General features: G+C 70.5%; 16 protein-coding genes. 13 read left to right on the top strand and 3 right to left on the bottom strand.

Annotation, left to right across the window (positions count from 1 at the left end; all coding sequences use genetic code 11):
* Positions 1-293 precede the first annotated feature (293 nt).
* The 10 genes from ACQP1K_RS00880 to ACQP1K_RS00835 all read left to right on the top strand — a co-directional run bounded on the left by ACQP1K_RS00880 (position 294) and on the right by ACQP1K_RS00835 (position 20530).
* Positions 294-7523: an amino acid adenylation domain-containing protein gene (locus ACQP1K_RS00880; protein ID WP_433498948.1), complete on the top strand. Its 7230-nt coding sequence runs from the start codon at positions 294-296 to the stop codon at positions 7521-7523.
* Between the two features lie 5 nt (positions 7524-7528).
* Positions 7529-9286, top strand: coding sequence for a thioester reductase domain-containing protein (locus tag ACQP1K_RS00875; protein ID WP_433498947.1), 1758 nt, complete (start codon positions 7529-7531; stop codon positions 9284-9286).
* The gene (locus tag ACQP1K_RS00870) at positions 9283-11037 is read left to right on the top strand and encodes a fatty acyl-AMP ligase (RefSeq protein ID WP_433498946.1); all 1755 of its coding nucleotides are present in this window, start codon (positions 9283-9285) and stop codon (positions 11035-11037) included. Before ACQP1K_RS00875 ends, ACQP1K_RS00870 begins: the two co-directional genes overlap by 4 nt.
* A 101-nt stretch (positions 11038-11138) precedes the next feature.
* Complete coding sequence (locus ACQP1K_RS00865; RefSeq protein WP_433498945.1) at positions 11139-13010, top strand: acyl-CoA dehydrogenase family protein; 1872 nt, start codon at positions 11139-11141, stop codon at positions 13008-13010.
* Positions 13007-14737, top strand: coding sequence for an acyl-CoA dehydrogenase (locus tag ACQP1K_RS00860; protein ID WP_433498944.1), 1731 nt, complete (start codon positions 13007-13009; stop codon positions 14735-14737). The genes ACQP1K_RS00865 and ACQP1K_RS00860 overlap by 4 nt, the downstream gene beginning before the upstream one ends.
* Positions 14738-14756: 19 nt before the next feature.
* Complete coding sequence (locus tag ACQP1K_RS00855) at positions 14757-15071, top strand: acyl carrier protein (RefSeq protein ID WP_433498943.1); 315 nt, start codon at positions 14757-14759, stop codon at positions 15069-15071.
* A 122-nt stretch (positions 15072-15193) separates the two neighbouring features.
* Positions 15194-16387, top strand: a complete 1194-nt coding sequence (locus ACQP1K_RS00850; RefSeq protein ID WP_433498942.1) for a cytochrome P450 — start codon at positions 15194-15196, stop codon at positions 16385-16387.
* A 184-nt stretch (positions 16388-16571) separates the two neighbouring features.
* Positions 16572-17828, top strand: a complete 1257-nt coding sequence (locus tag ACQP1K_RS00845) for a cytochrome P450 family protein (protein WP_433498941.1) — start codon at positions 16572-16574, stop codon at positions 17826-17828.
* Positions 17825-18379, top strand: a complete 555-nt coding sequence (locus ACQP1K_RS00840; protein ID WP_433498940.1) for an NADPH-dependent FMN reductase — start codon at positions 17825-17827, stop codon at positions 18377-18379. The genes ACQP1K_RS00845 and ACQP1K_RS00840 overlap by 4 nt, the downstream gene beginning before the upstream one ends.
* Positions 18380-18826: 447 nt before the next feature.
* Positions 18827-20530, top strand: coding sequence for a cellulose binding domain-containing protein (locus ACQP1K_RS00835; RefSeq protein ID WP_433498939.1), 1704 nt, complete (start codon positions 18827-18829; stop codon positions 20528-20530).
* A gap of 378 nt (positions 20531-20908) precedes the next feature.
* On the opposite strand, the gene ACQP1K_RS00830 is transcribed toward ACQP1K_RS00835, so the two are convergent.
* From ACQP1K_RS00830 to ACQP1K_RS00820, 3 genes are all read right to left on the bottom strand, one after another.
* On the bottom strand, positions 20909-21751 hold the full coding sequence (locus ACQP1K_RS00830) for a carbohydrate ABC transporter permease (protein ID WP_433498938.1): 843 nt from the start codon (positions 21749-21751) through the stop codon (positions 20909-20911).
* A gap of 10 nt (positions 21752-21761) precedes the next feature.
* Positions 21762-22718 (bottom strand): carbohydrate ABC transporter permease, encoded by a 957-nt coding sequence (locus ACQP1K_RS00825; protein ID WP_433498937.1) that lies wholly within the window; start codon positions 22716-22718, stop codon positions 21762-21764.
* 71 nt (positions 22719-22789) lie between these two features.
* Entirely contained in the window at positions 22790-24070 is a 1281-nt protein-coding gene (locus tag ACQP1K_RS00820) for an ABC transporter substrate-binding protein (RefSeq protein WP_433498936.1), read from the bottom strand.
* Between the two features lie 832 nt (positions 24071-24902).
* Here ACQP1K_RS00820 and ACQP1K_RS00815 point away from each other — a divergent pair.
* The 3 genes from ACQP1K_RS00815 (at position 24903) to ACQP1K_RS00805 (ending at position 26765) form a co-directional block, all read left to right on the top strand.
* The gene (locus tag ACQP1K_RS00815) at positions 24903-25331 is read left to right on the top strand and encodes a hypothetical protein (RefSeq protein ID WP_433498935.1); all 429 of its coding nucleotides are present in this window, start codon (positions 24903-24905) and stop codon (positions 25329-25331) included.
* A 691-nt stretch (positions 25332-26022) separates the two neighbouring features.
* Positions 26023-26343: a type II toxin-antitoxin system Phd/YefM family antitoxin gene (locus ACQP1K_RS00810; protein WP_433498934.1), complete on the top strand. Its 321-nt coding sequence runs from the start codon at positions 26023-26025 to the stop codon at positions 26341-26343.
* A complete protein-coding gene (locus tag ACQP1K_RS00805; protein ID WP_433498933.1) occupies positions 26340-26765 on the top strand; it encodes a type II toxin-antitoxin system VapC family toxin in 426 nt (141 codons plus the stop codon). Before ACQP1K_RS00810 ends, ACQP1K_RS00805 begins: the two co-directional genes overlap by 4 nt.
* The last annotated feature ends 3 nt before the right edge of the window (positions 26766-26768 follow it).

Genomic DNA, 26768 nt, shown 5'->3' with positions numbered 1-26768 from the left:
TGTCCGGACTTTCTCCGCAAAAGCTAACACGAGCCGATCGAACGGATTGCTGTGGTACGTCACCGAACAGTCCTATCGGATGGTGAGATTCGGAAGGTTCCAACGGTCAGCCAATTCGTCCAATTACCTCCGCATTCGTCCCATGTCAACTACTTGAACGAGTAGTGGTTTATATGCGGTCGATCCGACAGCCTTGACGCGTCTGCGCAGAGCCGGGTGGACATCGACGGATCCCCACGAGAAGGGAAGAGCGAACCCACATGCCTCCACGCCGCTCAGCTGCTCGCCTCGCTTTGACCCGCGCCCAGCTGGGTGTGTGGGCGGCTCAGCACCTCGACCCGATGAGCCCCCGCTACAACTGCGGGAGCTACGTGGAGATCCGCGGTCCCCTCGACGAGGCCGTGCTGCGCCGGGCCGTCGGCACCGCGCTGACCGAGGCCGAGGCCCTGCGCGTACGGTTCGACACGGCCGGGCCGTCCGGAGACCCGGCGCAGACCGTCGCATCCGGAACCGGAACCGGGACCGAGCTGGAGCTCCTCGATCTCACCGGCCGACCGAGGGCCGCGGCCGAGGAGTGGATGCGCGCCGACCTCTCCCGCCCCGTCAGGCCGCTCGCCGACCCTCTCGTGCGATGCGTGCTCATCAGGGAAGCGCCCGACGGCCATCTGCTGTACATCCGCTACCACCACCTCGTGATGGACGGATTCGGGCAGACGGTCTACATCAGGCGGATCGCCGAAATCTACACGGCACTCGCCGACGGCGCCGCGCCCCCGCCCACCCGTGCGCTGCCGCTGGAGACCCTGGTGGCCGAGGACATGGCCTACGCCGCCTCGGCGGCCGGGGAACGCGACCGCGCCTACTGGCTGGACCGCTTCGCCGACCGTCCCGACCCGGTGAGCCTGGGACGCCCCGGCGCCGGAACGGCGTACGGCCTGCTGCGCCGCGGCACCGACCTGCCGCCGGCCGACACCGCTCTCCTGCGTGCCGCCGCCCGGCGGCTGGGCGTCCGCCCGTCCGCACTGCTGATCGCGGCCGTGGCCGCCTACCAGTGCCGGATCACCGGCACCGAGGAGACCCTGCTTGGCATTCCGCTGCCCGCCCGCCCTTCCGCCGCCGCGCTGGCCACCCCGGCGATGTTCGCCAACGAGCTTCCCGTACGCTTCACCGCGCCGCGTACGGCCACGTTCGCCGAGTTGGTCGCGCACGTCTCGGCCGAGCTCGGCCAGGCCCTGCGGCACCAGCGATACCGCGGGGAGGAGCTGCATCGGGAGCTGCTCCCCGGCGACCGCCGCCGCCTGGCGGGCACCACGGTGAACGTCGTCACGTTCGACGCCGACGTGTCGTTCAGCGACCTGCCGGGCACCGCCCACCATCTGTCGTCGGGACCGGTGGACGACCTCCAGTTCGACTTCTTCGCCGACGCCCGGGGCACCCGGGTGCGCCTCAACATCGACGCCAACCCCGAGCTGCATACGGCGGGCGCGCTCGCCGCCCACAGCCGCAGGCTGCTCGCGCTGCTGCGCGGCGCACTCGCCGATCCCGATCTGCCCGTCGGCGGGCTGCCGTCGATGGACGAGGCCGAACGACGCGCCGTGCTCGCCGCCTCCGCTCCCGACGTCCGCGACTACGACCTGGACGTACGGCTGCACGAACTGATCGAGAAGCAGGCCGCGCGCACGCCCGACGCGATCGCGGCGCAGGTGTCGGACGCCTCGCTGACCTACCGGGAACTCGTCGGCGCCGCCCGTCGTCTCGCCGCGCACCTCGGGACGCGCGGCGTCGAGCCCGGGGCCGTCGTCGGCATATATCAGGAACGCTCGCTCGACCTGGTCGTGTCCCTGCTCGCCGTGCTCATGGCGGGCGCGGCCTATCTGCCGCTCGACCCCGAGCTGCCGGCCGCACGCCTGGAGTTCCAGTTGCGCGACGCGGCCGTCGGCACCGTGCTCACCACCGCGCGCCTGGCCGGGACACTCAACGAGACGCTCGGCGACATGCCCGGCCGAACGCCGGGAGAAGGCCTGAGCGGGGCGACGGCCGGCAGCGCCGTACCGGACCGGCAGGGCATGCCGGACGTGCGGGTGGTGGCCGTCGACGAGGTGCCACCGGGCCCGGCGGACATGGCGGGCCCGCCGCCGTCCGGCGCCCCCACCGACACGGCCTACGTGATCTACACTTCCGGGTCGACCGGCACGCCCAAGGGCGTGGCCGTACCACACCGGGGAGTGGTCAACCGGCTCCTGTGGATGCAGGAGGAGTATCGGCTCGGCCCCGGCGACCGCGTGCTGCAGAAGACGCCGTTCACGTTCGACGTGTCGGTGTGGGAGTTCTTCTGGCCGCTGCTGACCGGGGCCCGGCTGCACCTGGCCGAGCCCGGCGCACACCGCGACCCCCGGGCGGTCGCCGCCGCGCTGCGCGACCACGGCATCACCACCGTCCACTTCGTGCCGCCGATGCTCGACGCGTTCCTCGCCGAGCCGTCCGCCGCCGATCTGCCCGCGCTGCGCCGGGTGGTGTGCAGCGGGGAGGCCCTGCGGCCCGAGACCGTCGCCGGATTTTTCGCGCTTTACGGTGCGGGGCCGGACGCCCCCGGGCTGTTCAACCTGTACGGACCGACCGAGGCGTCCATCGACGTCACCCACTGGCGGTGCGGCGCACGGGACGCCAAGGGGCCGGTGCCGATCGGCCGGGCCGTCGCCAACACGAGCCTGTACATCCTCGCCCCCGGCGAACCGGACCCCGGCGGCGAGCCGCTGCCCTTCGGCGTCGTCGGCGAGCTGCACATCGGCGGAGTCCAGCTGGCGACCGGCTATCTCAACCGGCCGGAGCAGACAGCCGAGCGTTTCGTCTCGCATCCCCTCGCGGGCGACGGCGGGAGGCTGTACCGCACCGGCGATCTCGCTTCGATGCGAGAGGACGGTGTGATCGAGTACCACGGGCGCGTCGACCAGCAGGTCAAGGTGCGCGGCTTCCGCATCGAGCCCGGTGAGATCGAGTCGGCGCTGCTCGCTCTCGACGGCGTGCGCGAGGCCGTCGTGACCGCGCCGCCGCAGGCCGACGGGTCACGACGGCTGCTCGCCCACGTGGTGGCCCCCGGCGTCGCCGTCGAATCCCTGACCGAGGCGCTGCGCCGGGTGCTGCCCGGCTACATGGTGCCGTCGCGTATCGTGCCGCTCGACGCCCTGCCGATGCTGCCCAACGGCAAGGTCGACCGCCGCGCGCTGGCCGCGACCGCCGACGCCGTACCCGCGGAAGACTCCGCGGAAAGCCCGGTGGAAGGGCATGCCGAGGGGCCCGCCGACGAGTCGGAGTGCCTCGTGCACGACGCGTTCGCCGAGGTGCTGCGGGCCGGGCGGGTCGACGTCACCGCCTCGTTCTTCGCGCTCGGCGGAGACTCCATCCTCAGCCTCAGGTTGCGCGCCGCACTGGAGCGAACCGGCCGCACCTTCGCCCTGGACGACCTGTACGACGACCCGACCGTGCGCGGCCTGGCCCGCCGCCTGCGGCCGTACGCCCCCGGCGGCTCGCCCGCCGAGCCGTTCTCGCTGGTCGGCCCGGCCGATCGCGAGCTGCTGCCGGAAGGTCTGGAAGACGCCTATCCGCTGAGCGCGATGCAGGCGGGGATGACGTTCCACGCGGAGTACGAGCGGGGTACGTCCGTCTATCGGGTGGTCACCGGCGTCCGCATCCGTCTCCCCTTCGACGAACGGCTGCTGCTGACCGCCCTCGACGGGACGTTCCGACGGCATCCCGCGCTGCGCTGCTCCGTGCACCTGACCGGTTTCAGCGAGCCGCTCCAACTCGTGCACCGGGACGTACGGGTGCCGCTGACCGTGGACGAACGCCTCTACGGCGTGGACGACCGGCGGCGTGACCGGTTCCTGGCCGAGTGGGCGGAGTCCGCCAAACACCACGACTTCGACCTGACCGCCGCCCCGCTGCTGGCGTTCACCGCACACCCGCTGAGCAAGGACTCCTTCCAGCTCAGCGTGGTCGAGCACCACGTGGTGCTCGACGGCTGGAGCGACGCGGCGATGATCGACGAGATCGTCGAGCGATATCGGGCCGCCCTGGCCGGTGAGGACCTGTGGCTGCCCGAGGTGCCGTCCGCCTACCGGGACTTCGTCGCCGCCGAGCGGCAGGCGACACGGCGTGCGGAACACCGGGAGTTCTGGACGCGCGAACTGGCGGGAGCCGCGCACACGCCGCTGCCGTCGCGGACCACATCCGCGTCCACAGGCGCGTCCACGGGCGCGGGCGACGGCGTCCGGCACCGGCGGTTCGACGTGCCGGTGGACGACGAGACCGGGGTGCGGGTGACCGAGGCCGCGCGGGCCGCCGGGCTGCCCGTCAAGTCGTTCCTCGCGGCCGTGCACGCGGCCGTCCTGCACAGTGTGACGCCCGGCGACGAGGTGCTGACCGGCGTCGTCGGGCACGGCAGACTGGAGACCGCCGGGGCCGACCAGGTGATCGGCGTGTTCCTCAACACACTGCCGCTGCGGCTCGCCGTCTCCGGCGCGTCGTGGCGGGAACTCGCCGAGCGGATCCACGCGCACGAGCAGCGCACCGCGCCACACCGCCGCTACCCCTACCACCGCATCCTGCGCGACCACGGCGATCTCACGCTGGACTCGTACGTCAACTTCATGGACTTCCACCGCCGATGGGGCTCCGACACCGCCATCGAGGACGGCTTCGGGGTCGCGGAGACCGACTTCCCGCTCGCGGCGAACTTCCTCGTCGACCCGGTCGACGGCCGCCTCGGCCTGTGGCTCGACTGCGACGTCTCACGGCTCGACCCCGAGTTCTGCCGGCGCCTGGCCGGTTACTACGGCCGCGCGCTGGCGACCCTGGCCGCCGACCCGGCGGGGGCGCCGCCCGCCGACCTTCGCGGCCGGGACGAGTCGGCACGCCTGGCCCGGTGGAACGGCCCGGCCGTGCCGTACGACACCGAGGCCACCGTGGCCGACCTGATCGACCGGCAGGTCGCGGCGGCGCCGGACGCCGTCGCGCTGCTGGACGGCCCCGACCGGCTGACCTACGCGGAGCTGTCGGCCCGGGCCAACAGGCTCGCCCACCACCTGTGCGCCAGGGGCGCGGGGCGCGGCGGCCGCGTCGGGGTGAGCGTGGCCCGGTCCGCCGACCTCGTGGTCGCCCTCCTCGCCACCCTCCGCAGCGGCGCCGCGTACGTCCCGCTCGACCCGGGATTCCCGGCCGAGCGGCTGCGCTACATCGCCGCCGACGCCTCGCTGGACTGTCTGATCACCGGCGACGGCGGAGTCGCCGACCTGCCCGCGCGCGCCGTCGTACGGCTGGAGACAGAGGCGGCCGAGATCGCATCCCACCCGGCGGACCCGCCGCGGCGGCTGAGCGGGCCGGACGACCCGGTGTACGTCATCTACACCTCGGGCTCCACCGGACGGCCCAAGGGAACGGTGCTGCTGCACCGCAACGTCGTCAACTTCTTCACCGGCATGGACCTGCGGATCGGCGCCGGCTCCGGCGACGTCGTGCTCGCTTTGACCAGCGTCTCCTTCGACATCTCGGTCCTGGAGCTGCTGTGGCCGCTGACCCGTGGCGCGGCGGTCGCCATGGCCGGCGAACGGATGATCGAGCGGCTGACCCCGGCCGACGGCGAGGGAAGCCTCTGCGAGCTCGTCACCCGGCACGGGGTGACGCTGCTGCAGGCGACCCCGTCGTTCCTCTCCGCTGTGGCCGCGCAGGCCGAGGCGCTCGACGCGCTGCGTCCGCTGCGCGCCCTGCTGGTGGGCGGCGAGGCGTTCCCGTCGGGGCTGGCCCGGCGGCTGCTGACCGCGCTGCCCTCGATGCGCGTCTACAACATGTACGGCCCGACGGAGACGACCATCTGGTCGACCGTCCACGAACTCGACCGGGAGCACGACGTCAGCTCCTCCGCGCCGCCGATCGGGACCCCTATCGCCAACACGCCGGTGCTGGTCGTCGCCGAGGACGGCCGGGAGACGCCGATCGGGGTGGCCGGCGAGCTGTGGATCGGCGGGGACGGGGTCGCGGCCGGCTACCTGGACCGCCCCGAGCTGACCGCCGAGCGTTTCGTGAAGCGGGCGGGCAGGCGCTGGTACCGGACCGGCGACCGGGTCCGGTGGCGTACGGACGGCGTGCTGGAGTTCCTCGGCCGGGCCGACCGCCAGGTCAAGATCCTCGGCCACCGAATCGAGCCCGACGAGGTGGAGAGCGTGCTCTCCCGCCACCCCGAGGTCGCCTCCGTCGCGGTCGTCGCGGCCCGGCGCGCCAACGGGACCGCCGAGCTCGTCGCCTACGTCGCCCCCGTGGCCGGCCGGGACGGCGGCGGCGAGCGGGCACACCTCGAACGCTGGCGTGACGTCTGGGAGGGCGCCTACACGACCGATCCCGCCGCGGACGACCGCGACGACTTCGCGGGCTGGATGAGCAGCTACACGAAGAAACCCATCCCGGTCCACGAGATGCGGGAATGGCTCGGCCACACTGTGCGGCGCGTCGCTGACCTCGGTGCCAGGAAGATCGTCGACGTGGGCGTGGGCGTCGGCCTCTACCTGCGGGAACTCGCTCCACATGCCGAGTCGTACCTGGGCATCGACCTGTCGTCGGCCGCGCTGGCCACCGCCGCCGGCTCCGTCGCCGTCGGCGGTCGCCTCCCCGGTCACATCATGCTGCGTCAGGGCGACGCGCTGACGCTGGCCGAGCTGCCCGGCGGCGCGGCTGATCTCGTGCTGTTCAACTCGGTCGTCCAGTACTTCCCCGGTCCCGAATATCTGCTGCGGGCGTTGACCGAGGCCCTCCGCGTGGCCGGGCCCGCCGGCGCGGTCTTCGTCGGCGACGTGCGCGACCTGTCCCTGCTGCCGTGCTTCCACGCCGACACCCAGCTCCACCGGGCGCCCGCGCTCACCCCGGCGGCCGAGGTCGCGGCTGCCGCCGACCGCGCCCTGGCCGACGAGCGTGAGCTGTGCCTGAACACCGATTTCTTCACCGAATTCGCCGAGTCGGTGGGCGCGGGGGTGCGGATCGAGCTCAAACGCGGTCGCGTCGCCAACGAGCTCACCCGGTTCCGCTGGGACGTGACGTTGTACGGCCCCGAGCGCGCACTGGAAATCGAGACCGGCGGGGCCATCGGGGCGATCGAGAGCAACGGGGCCATCTGGACCGGCGGCAAACAGCTCACCTGGGATGAGGTCGGCGACCTCGAAGCCCTGCACCGCCTGCTGGACGGCACAGAGCCGGAACGGGCGCTGACCGTGACCGGGCTGCCCGACCGGCGGCTGGTCCAGCCGCTGGCCGCACTCGCCCTGCTCGGCGAGCGGCACCCGGCCGACCGGACCGCCTGGGACCTGGAACGGACCCTGTGGGACACGGCGGAGCCGGACGCGCTCGACCCGGAGGACCTGGTGGCGGCGGGCGAACCGCACGGCCGGCCCGTCCGCCTCGTGCCCGCCTCGCCGCACCGGGTCGGCGAGTTCACCGTCCTGTTCGAACCGGCGGCGGGCGAAGAACCGAGGGAACGGTGATCAGCATGTCCGAGACGGCCACTCCGGCGGCCAACGACCCCCTGGCCCAGGCGACCTGGGCCGGCCTCCGCGCCGAGCTGCGGGAGTTCGCCGCCGCGCACCTGTCGGAGGCGATGGTGCCGTCCCGCTTCGTCGTCCTGCCCGAGCTGCCCAAGCTGCCCAACGGCAAGATCGACCGCGGCCGGCTGCCCGCCGTCGCCGCCGTCGACACCGCCTCAGCGGCCTACCTGCCGCCCAGGACTCCCCGGGAGACCCGGGTCGCCGCGATCCTGGCCGAGGTTCTCGGGGTGGGCCGGGTCGGGCTCAAGGACGACTTCTTCGAGCTCGGCGGCGACTCACTGGCCGCAGCCCAGGCCGCGGCCAGGCTACGGGCCGAGACCGGCGTCCAGATCAGCGCGCGGATGCTGTTCGACGACCCGACGGTGGAGCGCCTCGTACGCCGCATGGGCGGCCTGGACGACGCCGACGGCCCCGCCGCCGGAAGCCGGGAGGCCGCCGGAAGCGCGGAGTCCGCCGGCGGACCGGCCCCGGGACCGTCACGCCACCCGCGTTCGCTGACCGCCGCCGACCTGGCCGCCGAGGCCGCGCTGCCGGCCGACATCGCCCCGGCTGACGGCTGCGCACCACCCGCGACCGCGCCGTACCGCACCGTTCTGCTCACCGGGGGCACCGGCTACACCGGCGCCTTCCTGATGCGGGAGCTGCTCGACCGCTCCACGGCGCACCTGTACGTCCTGGTCCGCGCCGACACACCCGGACAGGCCGCCGGACGGGTCAGGGCCACGATGGAGCGGTACGGGCTGTGGCGGGACGGCGACGCGCAGCGGTTCACCGGCGTGCCCGGCGACCTGGCCAGGCCGTACCTGGGCCTGGACCGGGCGGCGTACCTCCGGCTCGCCCATGAGGTCGAGATGATCGTGCACAACGGCGCCTGGTCCAGCTACGCGCTGCCGTACCGCGGTCTGAAGCCGGTGAACGTGCTCGGGACCCTGGAGGTGCTGCGGCTCGCGGTCCGGCATCGGGTCAAACCCGTGCACTACATCTCCTCGCTCGCGGTCTACCCCGGCCATCCAGGAGATCACGTGTGGGCCGAGGACGCGGCCACCGATCCCGAGGGCGTCGTCGGCGGCTACCGGCAGACGAAATGGGTCGGTGATCGCCTGATGGCCCAGGCCCATGAGCGCGGCCTGCCGACCTGCGTCCACCGCCCCGGCCAGATCACCGGCGCGCAGACCACCGGCGCCTGCGCCACGGACACGTTCCTCAACGCGACGCTCAAGGGCTGTGTCCAGCTCGGCGCCGCCCTCGAGTTCGACGTCGTCCTGGAGATGACGCCGGTCGACTTCTGCGCGGCCGCCGTGTCGCACATCGCGCTGAGCGGCGAGTGGCACGGCGCAGCGTTCAACCTGCCCGGAGGGCGCCCGCTGCCCTGGGACCGGCTCGTCGACCTGCTCGCAGAACACGGGTACCCGCTGCGCCGGCTGGCGTACGGCGACTGGTACGCCGAGCTGACCGAGGCCGTGCGGCGCGGCGACGAGAACGAGCTGGAGCGCTTCCTCCCGCTGTTCGGCCCCGACCAGCCCGCGCCCGACCTCGGCTATCGCGGCAGCAGGCCCGTCTTCGACACCGCCAACCTCCGGTCGGCGCTGGCCGACTCCGGCATCCACTGCATGGCCCCGGACGCCGAGCTCATCGGCCGCTACCTGGACTACTTCGAGGCGATCCGTTACCTGCCCACGCGCCCCGAGAGGACTGCCCGGTGACCGACTCCCCGTTCAGCGAGCCCACGGCTCTGCACCTGCTGCGCCGCCACGCCCGGGAGCGCCCCGACCGGACGGCCGTCACGTTCGTGCACGACCACGATCGGGCCGACGGCGTGAGCAGCCTCAGCTTCGCGGCCCTGGACTCCGAGGCGCGCCGCGTCGCCGCCCGGCTGCGGGACCACCACGCCCCCGGCGACCGGGTGATGCTGCTCTACCCGCCCGGCCTGCCCTTCGTCACGGCCTTCCTCGGCTGTCTTTACGCGGGCGTCGTCGCCGTGCCGGCACCCATGCCGGGGCAGTTCAGCTACCAGCAGCGCAGGGTCACCCGGATCGCCACCGACGCCGGGGTGAGCCTGGCGCTCACCGACTCCGCGCAGTTGGACGAGGTCGGGCAGTGGGTCGACGGCCAGGGTCTCGGCATCCCGGTGGCGGCCAGCGACACCGGGGATTTCGGCGAAGCCGAGCGCTGGCGCGATCCCGGGGTCGGCGCCCGCGACCTCGTCCTCCTGCAGTACACCTCGGGCTCGACCGGCGACCCCAAGGGCGTGATGGTCGACCACGGCAACCTGCTGCACAACGCCGACAGCCTCCGCCGGGCCCTGGGCCTGACCGAGGAGACCGGCTTCGGCGGCTGGATCCCCCTCTACCACGACATGGGGCTGATGGGGCAGCTGCTGCCGAGCCTGTTCCTCGGGAGCAGCTGCACGCTGATGTCCGCCACCGCCTTCGTCAAACGCCCGCACCACTGGCTCACGATGCTCGGCCGCCACGGCATCGGCTACTCGGCCGCGCCCGACTTCGGGTACGAACTGTGCGTGCGACGGGTCACCGACGCCCAGCTCGCCGAGGTCGACCTGTCCGGGTGGCGGTTCGCCGCCAACGGCTCCGAGCCGATCCAGGCGTCCACCCTGCGTGACTTCGCCGCACGCTTCGCCGCCGTCGGCTTCCGTGCCGATGCCTTCGCCCCCTGCTACGGGATGGCCGAGGCCACGGTCTACGTCTCCGGCAGGGGAAGCCGCCCACCGCGCGTAGAACCGGTGGACCCTGCCGCGTTGGAGAAGCACACCCTGGAGCCGCCCCGGCCGGGCGGCCCGGCGCGAGAGCTGGTCGGCTGCGGCGACGCCCCCGACTTCGACGTACTGATCGTCGATCCGGACGATCACCGGGTGCTGCCCGACGGCACGACCGGCGAGATCTGGCTGCGCGGCCCGAGCGTCGCCGCCGGCTACTGGGGCCGCGCCGACGCCACCGAGGCGACGTTCCGTGCCCACACCGCCGACGGCGACGGGCCGTACCTGCGCACCGGTGATCTCGGCGCGCTGCGCGACGGCGAGCTGTTCATCACCGGCCGCAGGAAGGACCTGCTGATCGTGCGCGGCCGCAACCTCTATCCCCATGACATCGAACACGAACTGCGGCTCCAGCACCCGCCGCTGACCACGCTCGCGGGCACTGTGTTCACCGTGCCGGCGCCCGACGAGCAGGTCGTGGTGTTGCACGAGGTGCGCGGGCGGTTCCAGGACGGGCAACTGGCCGAGCTCGCCGCCGAGATGCGGGCGACGATCCAGCGCGAGTTCGGCGTGCGCGCCGCCGGTTTGGCGCTGCTGCGGCGCGGCGCGATCCGCAAGACCACCAGCGGCAAGGTGCAGCGCTCCGAGATGCGGGAGCTGTTCCTCAGCGGCGCGCTGACACCGCTCTACCAGGACGTCGACCCGGCGGTGCGGTCGGTGATGACCGAGGGCACACCGTGAGCGCAAGGAGCGCCGGGAGCGCCGGAAACATGTGGAGCACCGGGAGCACCGGGAACACTGGGAACATTGGGAGCACTGGGAGCACCGGAGAGTCGGGCATTGTGAGCGCCGCCGCTCTCGGGTGGCCGGACGCGCTACCCCGCCTGCTCGACGAGGCGATCGACGCGGCGAGGCACGAAGCCGTGGGCGAGACGGCGGACGAGGTGACGGACCGCCGTGCCGAGGCGGACGGGGGGCGGCTGTTCCGCACGTCGCGCAGCGCGGCGCTCGACGAGCTGGAGGAGTTCCCCGCGGGCGAATGCGCACTGCTGGACGAACTCGGGATCACCCGCGCCTACGTCCCCGCCGAGCTGGGCGGCGTACCCGGCGGCCTGCCGGAACTGCTCGCCGCCCTGCGCACGGTGGCGCGGCGCGACCTGACGGTCGCGGTGGCGCACGGCAAGACGTTCCTCGGCGCGGTGTGCACCTGGGTCGCGGGCGACCGGGAGCAGCGGCAGGCGCTGGCCCGGGAGGTGCTCCGAGGCGCCGTGGTCGCGTGGGGGCTGACCGAGCCGGGGCTCGGCAGCGACCTGCTCGCCGGGCGATTCAGCGCGGTTCCCGCATCGGACGCCCACCTGGCATCGGACGACGGCTCGGCACCGGACTACGGCTCGGCGCCGGACGCCCATTCGGCGTCGGAGAATGGCCCGGCGTCGGACGGGCGCTCGGCCCCCGGCAACGGCTCGGTACCCGGCGGCGGCTCCGCACCGGGCGGCGGCTGGCGACTCGACGGCGTGAAGTGGCCGGTGAACAACGCCACCCGCGGGCGCTTCGTCTGCGTGCTTGCGCGCACCTCACCCGAGGGCGGCGAGCGTGGATTCAGCCTGTTCCTGGTCGACAAGGCCGACCTGCCCGAAAACGCCTGGCGAAACCTGCCGAAGGAGCCGACGCACGGCATCAGGGGCGCCGACATCAGCGGAATCGGGTTCGAGGGCGCGGTCGTCCCCGCCGACACGCTGATCGGCAAGGTGGGCGATGGCCTGGAGACCGTGCTGCGGGCACTCCAGCTGACCCGGACCGTGTGCGTCTCGCTCTCCCTGGGCGCCGGCGAGCACGCGCTGCGGCTGGCCCGCGACTTCGCGGCGAGCCGCGACATGTACGGCACCACGCTCATCGAACTTCCGCTGGCCCGGCGGGTGCTGGGCCGGGCCGCCGCCTCCCTGGCTCTCGCCGACGCCGCCTCGCTGATCGCGGCGCGTTCGGCCCACTGCCTGACGGGTGAGATGAGCGTGGTGTCCGCGCTCGTCAAGGCCGGTGTGCCGGACATCGTGCAGCAGGCCATCGACGACCTCGCCGAGATCCTCGGCGTCCGCGGATTCCTGACCCGGCAGCACGCCGACGGCATGTTCCAGAAGCTGGAACGCGACCACCGCATCGTCTCCATCTTCGACGGCACCACCGCGGTGAACCGCGCGTCGCTGGCCGCGCAGTTCGCCCTTCTGCGGCGGCGGTGGCTCGGCGGCGGCCACGACGAGGCCGGCCTCGCCGCCGTCGAGGACCTGACGCGCACGCCGCCGCTGGACTTCACCGCCCTGCGGCTGCTCAGCCGTACCGGCTGCACGGTGGTGCAGGCACTCCCCGCCGCCGTACGGCGGCTCGCCCCGCTGGCCGCGGCCGGCGCCGTACCCCCGCGTGCCCACCATCTGACCGCCGAGCTCGCGGCGGAGACCGCCTCCGTCGTCGAGGCCATGGCGGCGCTGCCGCCCGGCGGCCGGGACACGCCCCCGCAGGCGTTCGCGGTGGCCCGCCGCTACGAGCTGTGCTTCGCGGGGGCCAGTGCCGCCCACCTGATCCTCGCCGCTCCCGGCGAGCCGGACCGGAACGCGATGCTCACCGCGGCCCTGGAGCGGGCACTCGAACTGCTCAGGCCCGGCCACCAGGCTCCCAACGACGCGTACGAACCCCTGCTGACGTCGAAGGAGCCCGTCCGATGACCCTCCCCTCGTCCGCGGGCCCCACCCGGGCGGACACCCGGGTCGACGCCCTGGAGAAGCTGTTCGGCGACGCCGGAGACCCCGGAAACCCGGTCGGCGGCGGCGCGGTCCTCGCCGCCGACGAACGCGGCGAGATGCTCGCCGAGGGCGAGAGGCTGCTGGACGGCTTCGAGCTGAACACCCACTTCGTGCCCGAAAGGCTCGGCGGCCGTTTCCACGACCTGGAAGGGCTGATCGACGTGATGCGCGCCGTGTACCGGCGCGATCCCTGCCTCGGACTCGGCTACGGAGCGGGCTCGTTCATGGCGGCCGTCAACGTGTGGACGTCCGGCAGCCATGATCAGCAGACCCGCTTCGCCGAGCGGCTGCTGACCGGCGACCGCGCCGCGTGCGCTTATCACGAACTCGCGCACGGCAACGACCTGTCCCGCGCCGGGCTCACCGCGCTGCCCGGACCCGACGGCCTGCTGCGCCTCAACGGCCGCAAGGAGGTCGTGGCCAACCTCGACCGGGCGGGCGTCATGGTGCTGTTCGCCCGCACCGACCCGGCCCACGGCGGCCGGAGTCACTCCCAGCTCGTTCTCGACGCCGACACGCTGCCCGCCCGAGCCGTACGCCGCCTGGGACGCTTTCGCACGGTCGGCATGCGCGGCGTGCGGCTCGCCGGCGTCGAGTTCGTCGACTGCCCCGTGCCGGCCGGCAGCGTGCTCGGCCTCCCCGGCCTCGGCGTCGAGACGGCCATGCGCTCCTTCCAGCTCACCCGCATCGCCCTTCCCGGCATGACCGTGGGCCTGCTCGACACCGCGCTGCGCACCGCCCTGCGCGGGGTGCACGCCCGCCGCCTGTACGGGGGTGCCGTCGCCGATCTGCCGCTGTCCCGCTCGATCCTCGCCGAGACGTTCGCGGACCTGCTGCTCGCCGACGCCTTCACCACCGTCGCGGCCCGTGCCGCACACCTCGCGCCGGGAGCGACCGCCGTCTACGCGGCCGCCGTGAAATCGCTCGTACCGAAGATCCTGATGGCGGCTGTCTACCGGCTGTCCGAGCTGCTCGGCTCGCAGTTCTACCTGCGCTCGGGGGAACGGTCGCTGTTTCAGAAGCTGCTGCGCGACGTGCAGCCCTCCGCCTTCGGGCACGCCTCGCGCGTGTCCTGTGAGCTGTCACTGCTGCCGCAACTGCCGATCACCGCCCGCCGCGGATGGCACGGCGCGGACACGCCGCCGCTGCCGGCTGAGACCTTCCACCCCGGGCAGCCGCTCCCCGGGCTCCGCCTCGCCGAGCTCGCGATCACCTCCCGGGGCCGGGACCCGCTGAGCCGCTCCCTGATCGAGGGCGCCGCCGCCGCGCGGGACGACCGGGAAATAGCGGCGGCCGCCTACGCCCACCTCGCCGACCTGGCGGCGCTGGCCCGCGGCGCGGCCGAGTTGCCGCCCGGCCTGCTCGGGCCCGCCGCGCCGCCGCACGCGTTCGCCCTGGCCCGGCAGTGGACCGGCGTGCTCGCGGCGTCCGCCTGTCTCGGCCTCTGGTGGCACCGCCCCTCCGGCACGGCCGGTTTCGCCGCCGACCCGGCCTGGACGCTCGCCGCCCTGCACCGTCTCCGGGCACACCTGGGCCGTCACCACGACCCGCTCCCCGCATCCCTGACCGAGCCGTTGTACGCGGAACTGACGGGGCGGTTCACCGCGGGCCTGACGTTCGATCTGAGCCGCCGCCCCACCGGGGCCTGACCAACACCCGGAAGGACACATGCCAGAAGCCACGACATCCGCGAAGCAGCGGCGCGACGAGCCCGCCCCGGCGGATCCGGCGATCCCGGCCGAGGAGATAAGGCAGTGGCTGTGCGCCCGCGTCGCCGACTATGCGCGATGCCCCGTCGCGGAGATCCGCTCCGACCTGCCGCTGTCGGAGTACGGCCTGGACTCGGTGCACGCGCTGAGCCTGTGCGCCGACATCGAGGACCACTACGGCATCGAGGTCGAGCCGACCTTGCTGTGGGATCACCCCGTGCTCGGGTCGCTCTCCGAGGCGCTGGCGCCGCTGATCGCGGCAGGCCGTACCTGAGCCGTGCCCCGGACCCGTGCCCGAACCGTGACCATGCGTGGCCGAACCGTGACCGTGCGTGGGAACGGCCCTGCTTCCGCACGTCCGCCGAAACGCCGTTACCGCCCCCTGGAGCCGATGCGATGACCACGACACTGCCCGACTTCCCGATGCCCCGAAATCACCCGCTCGACCCGCCGCCGCAATATCGGACGCTCAGCAGTGAACGCCCGGTGTTCCAGGTCCGCACACCACGGGGGGACACCGCCTGGGTCGTCACCCGGCACGAGGATGTGCGTGCCGTCCTCACCAGCCGCGCCTTCAGCTCCGACCCGCGCACACCGGGCTTCCCCACGTACGTCACCGGCGACGTGCCGCCGCCCCCGGGCTTCTTCATGCAGTCCGACCCGCCGGACCACGGGCGGCTGCGCCGCTTCGTGACCCGCGAGTTCCTGATCAACCAGATGGAGGCGCTGCGGCCGGCGATGCGCCGCATCCTCGACCGGCTCGTCGACGACATGACCGCCGACGGCAGGAGATCGGCCGACCTGGTCGGCCAGTTCGCACTGCCCATGGCCGCCATGACCATCTGCGAGATCCTCGGGGTGCCCTTCGAGGACCACGTGCTGTTCGTCACCCTCACCGACACCGTCCTCGACCGCAGCAGCACGCCGGAGCAGGCGGAACGGGCCGCGATCGAGCTGATGGGATACTTCGACCGCCTGGTCACAGCGAAGGAGCTGCACCCCTCCGACGACCTGTTCGGCCGCATGGTCTCGCGTGCCGCCGACGGTGCTCTCACCCACACGGAGCTCGTGGGCATGGCGGCGCTGCTGCTGCTCGCCGGGTACGACACCATGGCCCAGATGATCGGCATCGGCGCCGTGACCCTGTTCGAACACCCCGGCCAGCTGGCCGAGTTGCGGCGTGACCCGCGGCTCATGCCTGCCGCCGTCGAGGAGCTGCTGCGTTACCTGTCGATCAACCACGCGGGGCTGCCGCGCGCCGCCGTCGAGGACGTCGTCATCGGCGGACAGCGGATCCAGGCCGGCGACGGCGTCCTGGTGATGTTGAACGCCGCCAACCGCGACCAGAGCGTCTTCGAGGACGCCGACGTCTTCGACATCCACCGCGAGAACACCACCGACCACCTCGCCTTCGGCCACGGCTTCCACAAATGCATCGGCGCCACCCTGGCCCGGGTCGAGCTCAGCGAGGTGTTCCGCGGCCTGTTCGAGCGGCTGCCGGACCTGCGTCCGGCCGGACCGCTCGCCGAGCTCCCGTTCCGGCACGACATGGTCCTGTACGGAGTGCGGAGGCTTCCCGTCGTCTGGTGATCCGGGATCCGTCGATCCGTTGATTCGTTTCATCGAGTCGTCGGCGTCGACCCGCCGAGTCGTTGACCGTCGAGTCGTTGACCGTCGATCCGTTGACGTCGACCCGCACCCGAGTCGCCGTCGCCGTCGCCGTCGAGATGCTCACCTCCCGAAGGGTTCTCACAGTCTCCGAAGGGTTTCCACCATGACCACCTGCCCGGCGCACGCCGCCGCGCTGTTCACTCCCGAGTTCGTCGCCGACCCATACCCGGCCTACGCGGCGCTGCGAAAAGACGCCAGGGCCCACCGGATCACGCTTCCCGGCGGGGTCGAGGCATTCATGATCAATCGGTACGAGGACTGCCGCCGCGCCTTCCTCGACACCGATTCGTACTCGAAGGACATGGCCGCCACCTGGACGGCCTTCCGCGAGGGGCGGGTGCCGATCACCGGCGACGTGGTGATCGGCATGGGTGACTCGATGCTGGTCTCCGACCCGCCGCGGCACACCAGACTGCGGGCACTGGTGGCCAAGGGATTCACGCCGCGCCGCATCGAGGCCCTGGCCCCGCGCATCGAGGAGACGGCGAACCGGCTGCTGGACGGTCTGCTGCGGCGCGGCGGCGAGCGTGCCGGACACGCCGACCTGACCACGGAGTTCGCCGCGCTGCTGCCCATGGAGGTCATCCGTCACCTGCTGGACGTCCCCGCCGAGGACGGCGAACGGCTGAGGCGGTCCGTCGAGGCCGTGATGAGCAACGACGAGGACAGCCGGGAGGCGGCCATGTCCGCCTTCCAGGAGGTGCACGCCTACCTCGCCGCCCTGGTCGAACGCAAGCGCGCCGAAGGCGGAGACGACCTGACGTCCGCGCTCATCGACGCCCGCGACCAGTCCGACCGGCTCAGCGAGGACGAGCTGGTCGCCATGCTCGCCGTGCTCCTGTCGGCGGGCCACGAGACGACGGTGAACCTGCTGGGCAGCAGCGTCCTGGCGCTGCTGCGCCATCCCGACCAGCTGGCCCTGCTGCACCGCGAGCCGGAGCGCTGGCCGGACGCCATCGAGGAGGTGCTGCGCTGGGACGGCCCGATCCAGAACGCCATCTGGCGTTTCACCCGGGTGCCCGTCACGATCGGCGACGTGACCATTCCGGCGGGTGAGGCCGTCGCGCTGAGCGTCGCCGCCGCCGACCGCGACGCTGAACGCTTCCCGAACGGCGAAGACTTCGACATCACCCGTGGCGAACGCTCCCACCTCGCCTTCGGCCACGGCATCCACCACTGCCTCGGCGCGCCGCTGGCGCGCCTGGAAGCACGCATCGCGGTGCCACTGGTCTTCGCTAAGCTGACCGGGCTGGCGCTGGACGGTGAACCCGCGTACCGCCCGTCCACCGTGTCACGTGCTCTGTCCGCCCTGCCGGTGACCTTCACGGCACAGCCTCACGAGAGCGGGTTCACAGGATGAGAATCCTTGGAATGTGCGGCAGCCTGCGCGCCAGGTCGCTCAACGCCGCCGTGTTACGGACCACGGCCGGCCTCTTCACGCCCCCATGGGAACTGACCATCGAGCCGAGCCTGGGACGGCTGCCGTTCTTCAACGCGGACGAGGAGCAGTACGCCCTGCCCGACGTCGTGGCGGAGCTGCGGGCCCGGCTCGGCGAGTCGGACGGCGTGCTCATCGTGACGCCCGAGTACGCCCACGGGACGTCGGGAGTGCTGAAGAACGCGCTGGAGTGGATGGTCGGCGGCGGAGAGATCGCGAACAAGCCGGTCGCACTGGTGAGCGCGTCCACGGCGTCGACCGGCGGCAACCGGGCCCAGGCGTGGCTCAGGGAGACGCTCACGGTGATGGGTGCGAACGTCCTGCCGGACGGGCTCGAGATCCCGCTCGCGACGCGGAAGATCACCGATGGACGGCTCACCGACGAACCGACCATCGCCGCGCTGAGAGACCTCCTCGACTCCCTTGCCCAGGCCGTGGCCGAGGCTCGCGCCCAGGCCTCGAACTTCATCTGAGAGCCGGGCCTCGCACCGGCGCACTCCCCTTTGATCAACGTGCGTCCAGCCCACCGGTCGGCCACGGTGACGAACGGCGGTGACCAGGCTGAACCGAGGCCGGACGGCGGATTCCCGAGCTGAAATTTTCAGGTACGACCAGGCATCAATACACTTCGCCTGCCTGCCGGTCCGCTCATTCTTGACCCCCCGCCGAGGGCGGAACCAGACTCCGGTGAAGTGTCACCCCTCCGCGTGGCCAACTCAGCGATCCGCATTCCGTCGCGCTCGCGTGCTGGTCCATTCGAGGCGATATCAACGCCAATGATTTCGGGAGCCGATCAGAACCAGAGTGTTAACGCTAACACTATCGAGGTCCATCCCAGTGGCGACACCGGAGGCCGCACCGACCCGCCCAGCGGGGATCGAAAAGGCGCGTGCCGGTACCACCAGCCGAGAGGAAGAGACATGACGCAAGACCAGAACGAGCCCGTGAGCCGCGAGCGGCGATTGCTGAGCCGGAGAAGCGTCCTGACGACGATGGGGGCCCTGCCGGTCATCACGGCGGCGACGTCGATCATGGGCGCCTCCGAGGCCGCGGCTGCCACCGCCTACATCAACCCGTCGGCGCGACGGCAGACGATCCGAGGCTTCGGCGGCATGGCCCACGCGGCCTGGATCGGCGACCTGACGGCCGCCCAGCGGAACACCGCGTTCGGCACCGGCGAGGGTCAGCTGGGGTTCTCCGTACTGCGGATCCCCGTCCCCGAGAACCAGTCGGACTTCGGCCGCGACCTGGCGACGGCGAAACGTGCGGCCGAGCTCGGGGTGCTCGTCTTCGCATCGCCGTGGAACCCTCCCTCCAACATGATCGAAACCTTCGTTCGCGGCAGTCAGACCAACGCGAAACGCCTCAGGTACGACATGTACGGCGCCTATGCGCAGCACCTGAACGCCTTCACCACGTACATGCAGAACAACGGGGTGAACCTGTACGGCATATCGGTGCAGAACGAGCCCGATTACGCACACGACTGGACATGGTGGACTCCCACGGAAATGGTCCGGTTCCTGCGGGAGAACGCCGGCTCCATCAACACCAAGGTCATCGCGCCCGAGTCCTTCCAGTACCTGAAGAACATGTCCGACCCGATACTCAACGATTCCACGGCGCTCGCCAACGTGGACATCATCGGGGCCCACCTCTACGGCACGTCGTACTCGAACTTCCCCTACCCCCTCTTCAAGCAGAAGGGCGCGGGCAAAGAACTCTGGATGACCGAGGTCTACTACCCCAACAGCAGCGACTCGGCCGACCTCTGGCCTCAGGCGCTCGACGTGGGCGAGCACATCCACCACGCCATGGTGGACGCCGAGTTCCAGACATACGTCTGGTGGTACATCCGGCGCAGCTACGGCCCCATGCGGGAGGACGGCCAGATCAGCAAACGCGGCGCCATGATGGCGCACTTCGCCAGGTTCGTCCGTCCCGGATACGTACGGATCGACGCCACGGCGAACCCCGCGTCGAACGTGTACGTCTCGGCGTACCAGGGCAGTGACTCCAGGATCGTCATCGTCGCCCTGAACAAGGGAACCTCCGCGGTGAGCCAGCAGTTCAATCTGGGGAACAGCACCGCGACCAGCGCCTCGTCCTGGCTTACCGACGCGAGCAGAAACGTCGCGCCTCAGGGAACGACCGCCATATCGAACGGCTCCCTCACTTTCACGCTTCCCGCTCGAAGCATGATGACCTTCGTGACCGGCGTCGGCCCCGACCCGTCGCCGAGCCCGACGCCCATCCCGACGCCAAGCCCGACGCCCAGCCCGACGCCGACCGGCGACCCCGGGACGGGGCCGTGCCGGGTCAGCTACACGATGAACTCCTGGAACAACGGGTTCACCACCAGCATCAGCATCACCAACACCGGAAGTTCGGCGATCGACGGCTGGACCCTGGTCTTCACCCTGCCCTCCGGCCAGACCATCACCGGGGGCTGGAACGCCACCTACTCGCCCTCCAGCGGCCAGGTGAGCGCACGCAACGTCAGCTACAACGCCACGCTCGCCCCCGGGGCCACCCTCGAAATCGGCTTCCAGGCGACGCACACCGGCAACACCGCCAAGCCGACCTCCTTCACCCTCAACGGAGTCCCCTGCACGGTGGTCTGACCGGCGAAGGGACACTGTGCGGCCCCTCCGACAATGGAGGGGCCGCATCATCCTGCAGCAGCAAGGATGAGATAGCGGGGTCGCACAATCCTCGACGCGTCCGGGATCGGCGTGGGTCACAGTTCTGGAACGCGACCAGGCGGTGTCGCTCCGCGGCAGCAGGGGAACCCGGGTCCACCGCCACCCGCCTCAACGGCACCGGCACACCTGCACGGATTGATCGCACGCTCGTGACCGAACCGCAGCGCGACGCCGCGCAGTCCTACGCGGCGCCGGGCCGGCGGTGGGGCCGGCGGTGGGCTTTCGGGCGGCGTAACGCCGCGCGGGGCCGCCTCCTGAATCTCCGCGGTGGCCGCCGCGGCCCGGTGCGCGGCGGCCTCAGCCCTTGAAGGCACCGTTCATGATCCCGGCCACCATGCGCCGCCCGACGAAGACGAAAAGCACGAGCAACGGGAGGGTGGCGAGGAAGGAGCCGGACATGGCGAGCCCGAGATCGATGTTGAAGCTGTTCTGCAGCGCCTTGATCGCGATCTGGACGGTGTACATCTCCGGCGACTTCAGCACCACGAACGGCCACAGGAAGTCGTTCCACGCGGTGACGAAACCCAGCAGACCCAGCACGAAAGCGGCGGGACGTACCAGCGGGAACGCGATGCGCCAGAAGATCTGCCAGGTCGACGCCCCATCGATGCGGGCCGCCTGGAGAATCTCGTCGCTGATGGTGAAGGAAATGTGCTGGCGCATCCAGAAGATGCCGAAGGCGTTGGCCAGGCCTGGGACGATCAGCGCCTGAAGCGTGTCCACCCAGCCCAGCGACGAGATGATCATATATTGGGGGACGATGGCGAGCTGGGTCGGCACGGTCATCGTCAGGATGACGAACAGGAACAGCGCGTCGCGGCCACGGAAGCGCATCTTGGCGAACGCGAAGCCTGCCAGCGCGCACAGCACCGCCTGACCCACGCCGATCACCCCGGCCACGACCAGGCTGTTGATGATCGACCGGACGAACGGCACGGTCGAGAACACCAGGCCGGCGAGGTGGAAGAAGTTGCCCCCCGGCACGATCTCGGGCGGCAACTGTATCGCCGTCGCCGTGTCAGTGGTGGCGACGACGAACATCCAGTACAGGGGGAACAGACAGCCGAAGACGGCGAGCGCGAGCACCGCGTACGCCCACCATCGGACACGATCGCCGGAGCGTGGTCTCCTCGCACTCATGATCGTCTCCTCAGCCCTTGACCGGGCGGATCCGGGTGGACAGGTAGTAGTTGAGGCCGGCGAACCCGACGACCATCACGAACAGCGCCACGCCGATCGCCGCGGCGTAACCGAACTTGAACTGGGTGAACCCCTGCTCGAACAGGAACAGAGTGAGCGTCTGGCACTGACGGATCGGCCCGCAGGTATTGGGCGAGCCGCGGTTCACGAGCAGGGGCTCGGTGAAGATCTGCAGCCCGCCGATCGTCGAGGTCACGATCGTGAACACGATGATCGGCCGCAACGCGGGGAGGGAGATGTGCAGGAACTGCCGCACCCCTCCGGCTCCGTCGACGGCGGCCGCCTCATAGATCTCTCGGGGAACGGCCTGCAAGGCAGCCAGGTAGAGCAGCGCCGTATAGCCGAACCACCGCCAGGTCACCATGACGGCGATCATCACATGGCTGCCCGTCACCGACTGGTTGAAGTCGATGTGCTCGACGCCCACCAGGCTGAGCAACCAGTTCAGCAACCCGTAGTCGCGGTCGAACATCTGGGCGAACACGATGGCGGTGGCGGCCACCGAGGTGACGTACGGCACGAGCATCGTCATGCGGAAGAACACAGCGAGGCGCAGCCGTGCGTGATTGAGCATGTGCGCGAGCAGCAGCGCGATCAGCAACTGCGGCACCGTGGACAGCAGCCAGATGCTCACGGTGTTGCGCGCCGCGTTCCAGAACCGTCCATCCCCCATCAGTCGGCTGAAGTTGTCCAGACCGATGAACACGTGCTCGCCGATCGGGTTCCAGTCGAACAACGCCACGTAGAAGGTGAACAGCAGCGGGATGAGGCCGAACACCGCGAAGAGCACGAAGAACGGGGTGATGTAGGCGTAGGGGGCAGCGATCTCGGTGAAACTGCGCCGCGCCCCCTCCACCGGCGGGACGGGGGGCAGGCCCACCTTGGTGGGGCTGATGCTCGTCGTCACGGTCTGCTCACTTCCCCGCCGTCGGCGCGGGCCGTGGAGACGACCCGCGCCGACGTCGTTCGTGAAGGGTCCTAGCCGCCGATCGCGGTCTTGATGTTGGCCACCGCCGCGTCCCACGCCGTCGCGGGATCACCCTTGCCCTGCTCGACGTTGGTGATGGCGTTCGTGAACTCCGTGCCGATCGTGGTGCTGTCCGGCCCGATGAGGAACGGCTTGAGGCCGAGCAGAGAGTCGGTGTAGATCTTGCCGATCGGCGCGCCGGAGAAGAACTCGTCCTTCGCCGAGGTGAGCTTCGGGTCCTTGTAGACCGACGGGGTCGCGGGCAGCGACCTGGCCTGGGCGAAGTGGTCGAGCTGGCCCTGCGGCGACTGCGTGGCGGCGATGTAGTCCCAGGCGGCCTTCGGGTTCTTGGCGCCCTTGGGGATGGCGAGGAAGCTGCCGCCCCAGTTGCCCGAGCCGCCGGGGATCGTGGCGATGTCCCAATCGCCCTTGGTGTCGGGGGCGTTGTCGCGGATGGAGCCGAGCATCCAGACCGGTGCGGCGATGACGGCGAAGTCCCCCTTCTTCATCCCGGCACTCCAGCCCTCGGTGAAGGTGCTCTGCTTGGCGGTGATCCCGGCGGCCACGGCCTTGAGCGCCAGGTCGAAGGCGGCCTTGACCTGGGGGCTCCGTTCGTACACCAGATTGCCCGCGGGGTCGTAGTACTTCTCCTGCCCCTGGTTGACCACCTGCGAGTACACGCTCCCGCCGGCGTTGTCGACGAACGCCTTGCCGGTGGCCGCCGTGTACTTCTTGCCGGTCTCGATGAAGGCGTCCCAGGTGGGCCAGAGCTTGCTGACCTCCTCACGGTCCGTCGGCAGCCCGGCCTCCTTGAACAGGTCGGCGCGGTAGGCGATGGCCATGCCGCCGACGTCGGTCGGAATGCCGATGATCGAGCCGTCCTTGGCCGTGGGCTGGCTGATCACCCAGTCGAGGTAGTCACCCTTGATCTTGTCGGCGCCCATCGTGCGCAGGTCGACGAAGTTCTGCGGTTGCTGGACGAACTTGGGCAGGTCGTCGCCCTGGATCAGCACCAGGTCGGGCACCTTGCCGCCGGCCAGCGCCGTCGTGAGCGCCTGCGCCGTCTCCTGCGCGTTCCCCACCTCGGTCAGCTTGATCTGGATGTCCGGCCTCTTCGCCTTGTACTCGGCGGCGGACCCCTTCGCGTCGATCCCGGTGAACGACCAGAACTCGAACGACGAGCCGTCCGACCCGCCGGAGGAAGTCCCCCCGGACGACGAGCCTGAGCACGCTGCCATGCTGAAGGCCGCGGTAGCGGCGAACACGACCGCTGAGACCTTGCGGAACTTCACGGCGACCTCTTTTCGCTTGCTGGGGTCAGGGATGTGACGCGCGGCCCGGCATCAAGAGGATGTGCCGCACTCGCCGGGCACCACGTACGTTTCCGGCGCTTGCCCGAAACGTAGGACGGCGACGGTGCCGTGCTACTCCAGACTCCGGATCGCGAGCACGCCGGACAGGTGCAGCGCCGCCATGCCGATCTGGTGCGTCACCTGCGGAGGCTTCTGACATCACTCTTGAAGATGAAACTTTCGGAACGTCATGTCGATCGTTGCTCCAGGACATTAGGGCTAAGCCTCCCTGAGCGTCAAGATTCTGACCATGATGCGTCCGAAACAATCGGCAAACATGTTTTATGTTTCGGGACACATGCCGCCGGGTCGTCCAAGAGCCGCATGCCGCATTGCGCAGGTCGCCGGGAGGCCGGCCCCTCACGTGGGCCCCACGTCCCCGCACGGCCGATCCGGTGGTCGCATGCGTGGCGATCGCCGGCCAACCACCGCTCTACATCTGCAACCCAAAGGACTTCAAAGGGCTGGATCACCTGCTCACAGTGGTTCCGGTCACTCGACCACGGTGGGACGGCACGTGACGACACCTACCCCCAATCTGCTGCAGGCTCAGGACAAAGCCCCGGTAGGGAGAACAGCCCCTGGCTGGGCTCTGGCTGATGGAGCCCAGGGGATTCGTAGGCCGACTTCATCGATGAAGGGCTTACAAGGCCCGTTTGACTCGGAAGTGCGCGAATTCTTGCCCAGTCTTGTCCAGGTATGGCAACTCAGTAAGAATCAGTTCAGACTTCAACCACTTGGTTGGAGGGTCACCGCACGGATGAGGAGAGGCATGAAGCGCACCATCTCCGTTCTCGCCGCCACCGGCGTCCTCGGCGCCACGCTCACCGGCGTCAGTCCCGCGTCCGCAGCCACCGCCGAAGTCGATTGCTCCGCAGGCGGGTACACACGGGTTCTGAACAGCTACGTCCCCACCAACATCGAGCGGCCGGCGGTGGATGGTCACAGCTACAACATCGGCGGTCCGTTGGCGTACACGTACGAGGTCTGCCTCGACATCCCGGATACCTCGACATTCACCATCGAGGTACGGATCTGGTCCAACGGGTCACAGAGCGTGTTCGTGGACGACCGGCCCGGGGACAAGGTCTTCCGCTACTCGATCGGCCCCAACAGCTTCTGGCAGGTCTACGGCACGATGACCGGACCCGGCAGCACCTACCTCTACTACACCTGGTACGAGAAGCAGATTCCGGCCTGACTCGGAACGGGCCGACCGCCTCGCTCGGCGGTGGCTGGCCCTACCCTCTCAAGCGGCCCAGAAGTCCGCTTTGTCCCGAATTTGAATTCCACATGCTTCCGACCTCTCGAGCGGCTCGGTGAGCAATTGGATTCGTAGCGGTTGCTGTATTTCGCCGCTGTACGAGATCACAGAGGCCACTTCCTGATCATGGGAGGTGGCCTTTGACGTGGAGTGGAGCCTAGGGGATTCGAACCCCTGACTTCCTGCTTGCAAACGGCCTGATCACCAGGGGCAACCGCCGCGGCCTGAGCAAGGAGCCGTCCGCCAGTGACCGTGAGCGCCTCCTGTCGACCACCCTTAGTGGCCTGCCAATGGCCCCGCGGTCAGGCGCGCGACCCGCCAGCGGGCAGGGCGCCCTCTGGTCCACCCCGTCCCCCTCGTAGCCGCCGACACCCAGGACGCAACCGCCGTTTCGATGGCCGACGCGCTGCAGACCGGAACCCCCTACCCCCCGGCCTGATCACCAGAGCCAACGGCCGTGACCTGGGCCAGAAGCCGTCCGCGAGCGACCGTGACCGACCCCTGTTGGCCGTCCTTGAAGGCCCGCTGATGGCCCGACCACACCGGCCCCCGAACGGTCGTACCGACGACGGGCCCACACGGTGCTATGCGGTAGCACCAGATGGCACACTCTCGTTACACTAATACGGTGAGCGTCTCTGAGCCTGAACGTTCCCATCAGATCTCGCAGCGCGATCTCCGCAACCGGTCTGCAGAGATCATGGATGGGCTTGAACGCGGGGAGCGGTACGCCGTCACCCGCAACGGCCATCACATCGGCGACCTCGTGCCGATTCGGCGCCGGCGCCGGACCGTCTCGCGAGCTGAGTTCGCCGCGATGTCCCGGGGCATGCCGCGTCTCGATGACCGGAAGTACCGGGAGGACATGGACCGACACGTCAACGACGATCTCTACGACCCCTACGATCGCGCGTACGGCAGAGGCGAGTTCACCGAGGGCGAGCGATGACCCTCACGCAAGGGCTGCTCGACACCAACATCCTCATCCTGCGCGCTGGGATCGACCCGGACGAGTTGCCCGACGAGATGACGATCAGCGCCATTACAACGGCAGAGTTGTCGGTCGGCGTACTCGTGGCGTCCGGGCCACAGGAACTCGCTCAGCGAATGAAGATCCTGCAGGCCGCCGAGGCCGAGTTCGACCCTCTTCCCTTCGACGAAACCGCTGCCCGCGAGTATGGCCAACTCTGGACCGCTGTCATCGCCTCAGGCCGCAAACCGCGTCCCCGCACAGCAGACTTGATGATCGCCTGCGTGGCGATCGCCAATCAGATGCCGCTCTACACCTGTAATCCAAAGGACTTCAAAGGGCTGGATCATCTGCTCACGGTGGTTCCCGTCACTCGACCAGCCGTCCGCGAGCGACCGTGACTG

It is taken from the genome of Sphaerimonospora sp. CA-214678, from assembly GCF_050942215.1.
Classification (GTDB): domain Bacteria; phylum Actinomycetota; class Actinomycetes; order Streptosporangiales; family Streptosporangiaceae; genus Sphaerimonospora.
This window is presented reverse-complemented; position numbering and strand designations above follow the sequence as displayed.

Bases quoted from the DNA above. Each gene is read 5' to 3' on its own strand.
- ACQP1K_RS00840 (WP_433498940.1), top strand. From the start codon at position 17,825: ATGAGAATCCTTGGAATGTGCGGCAGCCTGCGCGCCAGGTCGCTCAAC.
- ACQP1K_RS00815 (WP_433498935.1), top strand. From the start codon at position 24,903: ATGAAGCGCACCATCTCCGTTCTCGCCGCCACCGGCGTCCTCGGCGCC.
- ACQP1K_RS00875 (WP_433498947.1), top strand. From the start codon at position 7,529: ATGTCCGAGACGGCCACTCCGGCGGCCAACGACCCCCTGGCCCAGGCG.
- ACQP1K_RS00850 (WP_433498942.1), top strand. From the start codon at position 15,194: ATGACCACGACACTGCCCGACTTCCCGATGCCCCGAAATCACCCGCTC.
- ACQP1K_RS00860 (WP_433498944.1), top strand. From the start codon at position 13,007: ATGACCCTCCCCTCGTCCGCGGGCCCCACCCGGGCGGACACCCGGGTC.
- ACQP1K_RS00830 (WP_433498938.1), bottom strand. From the start codon at position 21,751: ATGAGTGCGAGGAGACCACGCTCCGGCGATCGTGTCCGATGGTGGGCG.
- ACQP1K_RS00845 (WP_433498941.1), top strand. From the start codon at position 16,572: ATGACCACCTGCCCGGCGCACGCCGCCGCGCTGTTCACTCCCGAGTTC.
- ACQP1K_RS00855 (WP_433498943.1), top strand. From the start codon at position 14,757: ATGCCAGAAGCCACGACATCCGCGAAGCAGCGGCGCGACGAGCCCGCC.
- ACQP1K_RS00805 (WP_433498933.1), top strand. From the start codon at position 26,340: ATGACCCTCACGCAAGGGCTGCTCGACACCAACATCCTCATCCTGCGC.
- ACQP1K_RS00835 (WP_433498939.1), top strand. From the start codon at position 18,827: ATGACGCAAGACCAGAACGAGCCCGTGAGCCGCGAGCGGCGATTGCTG.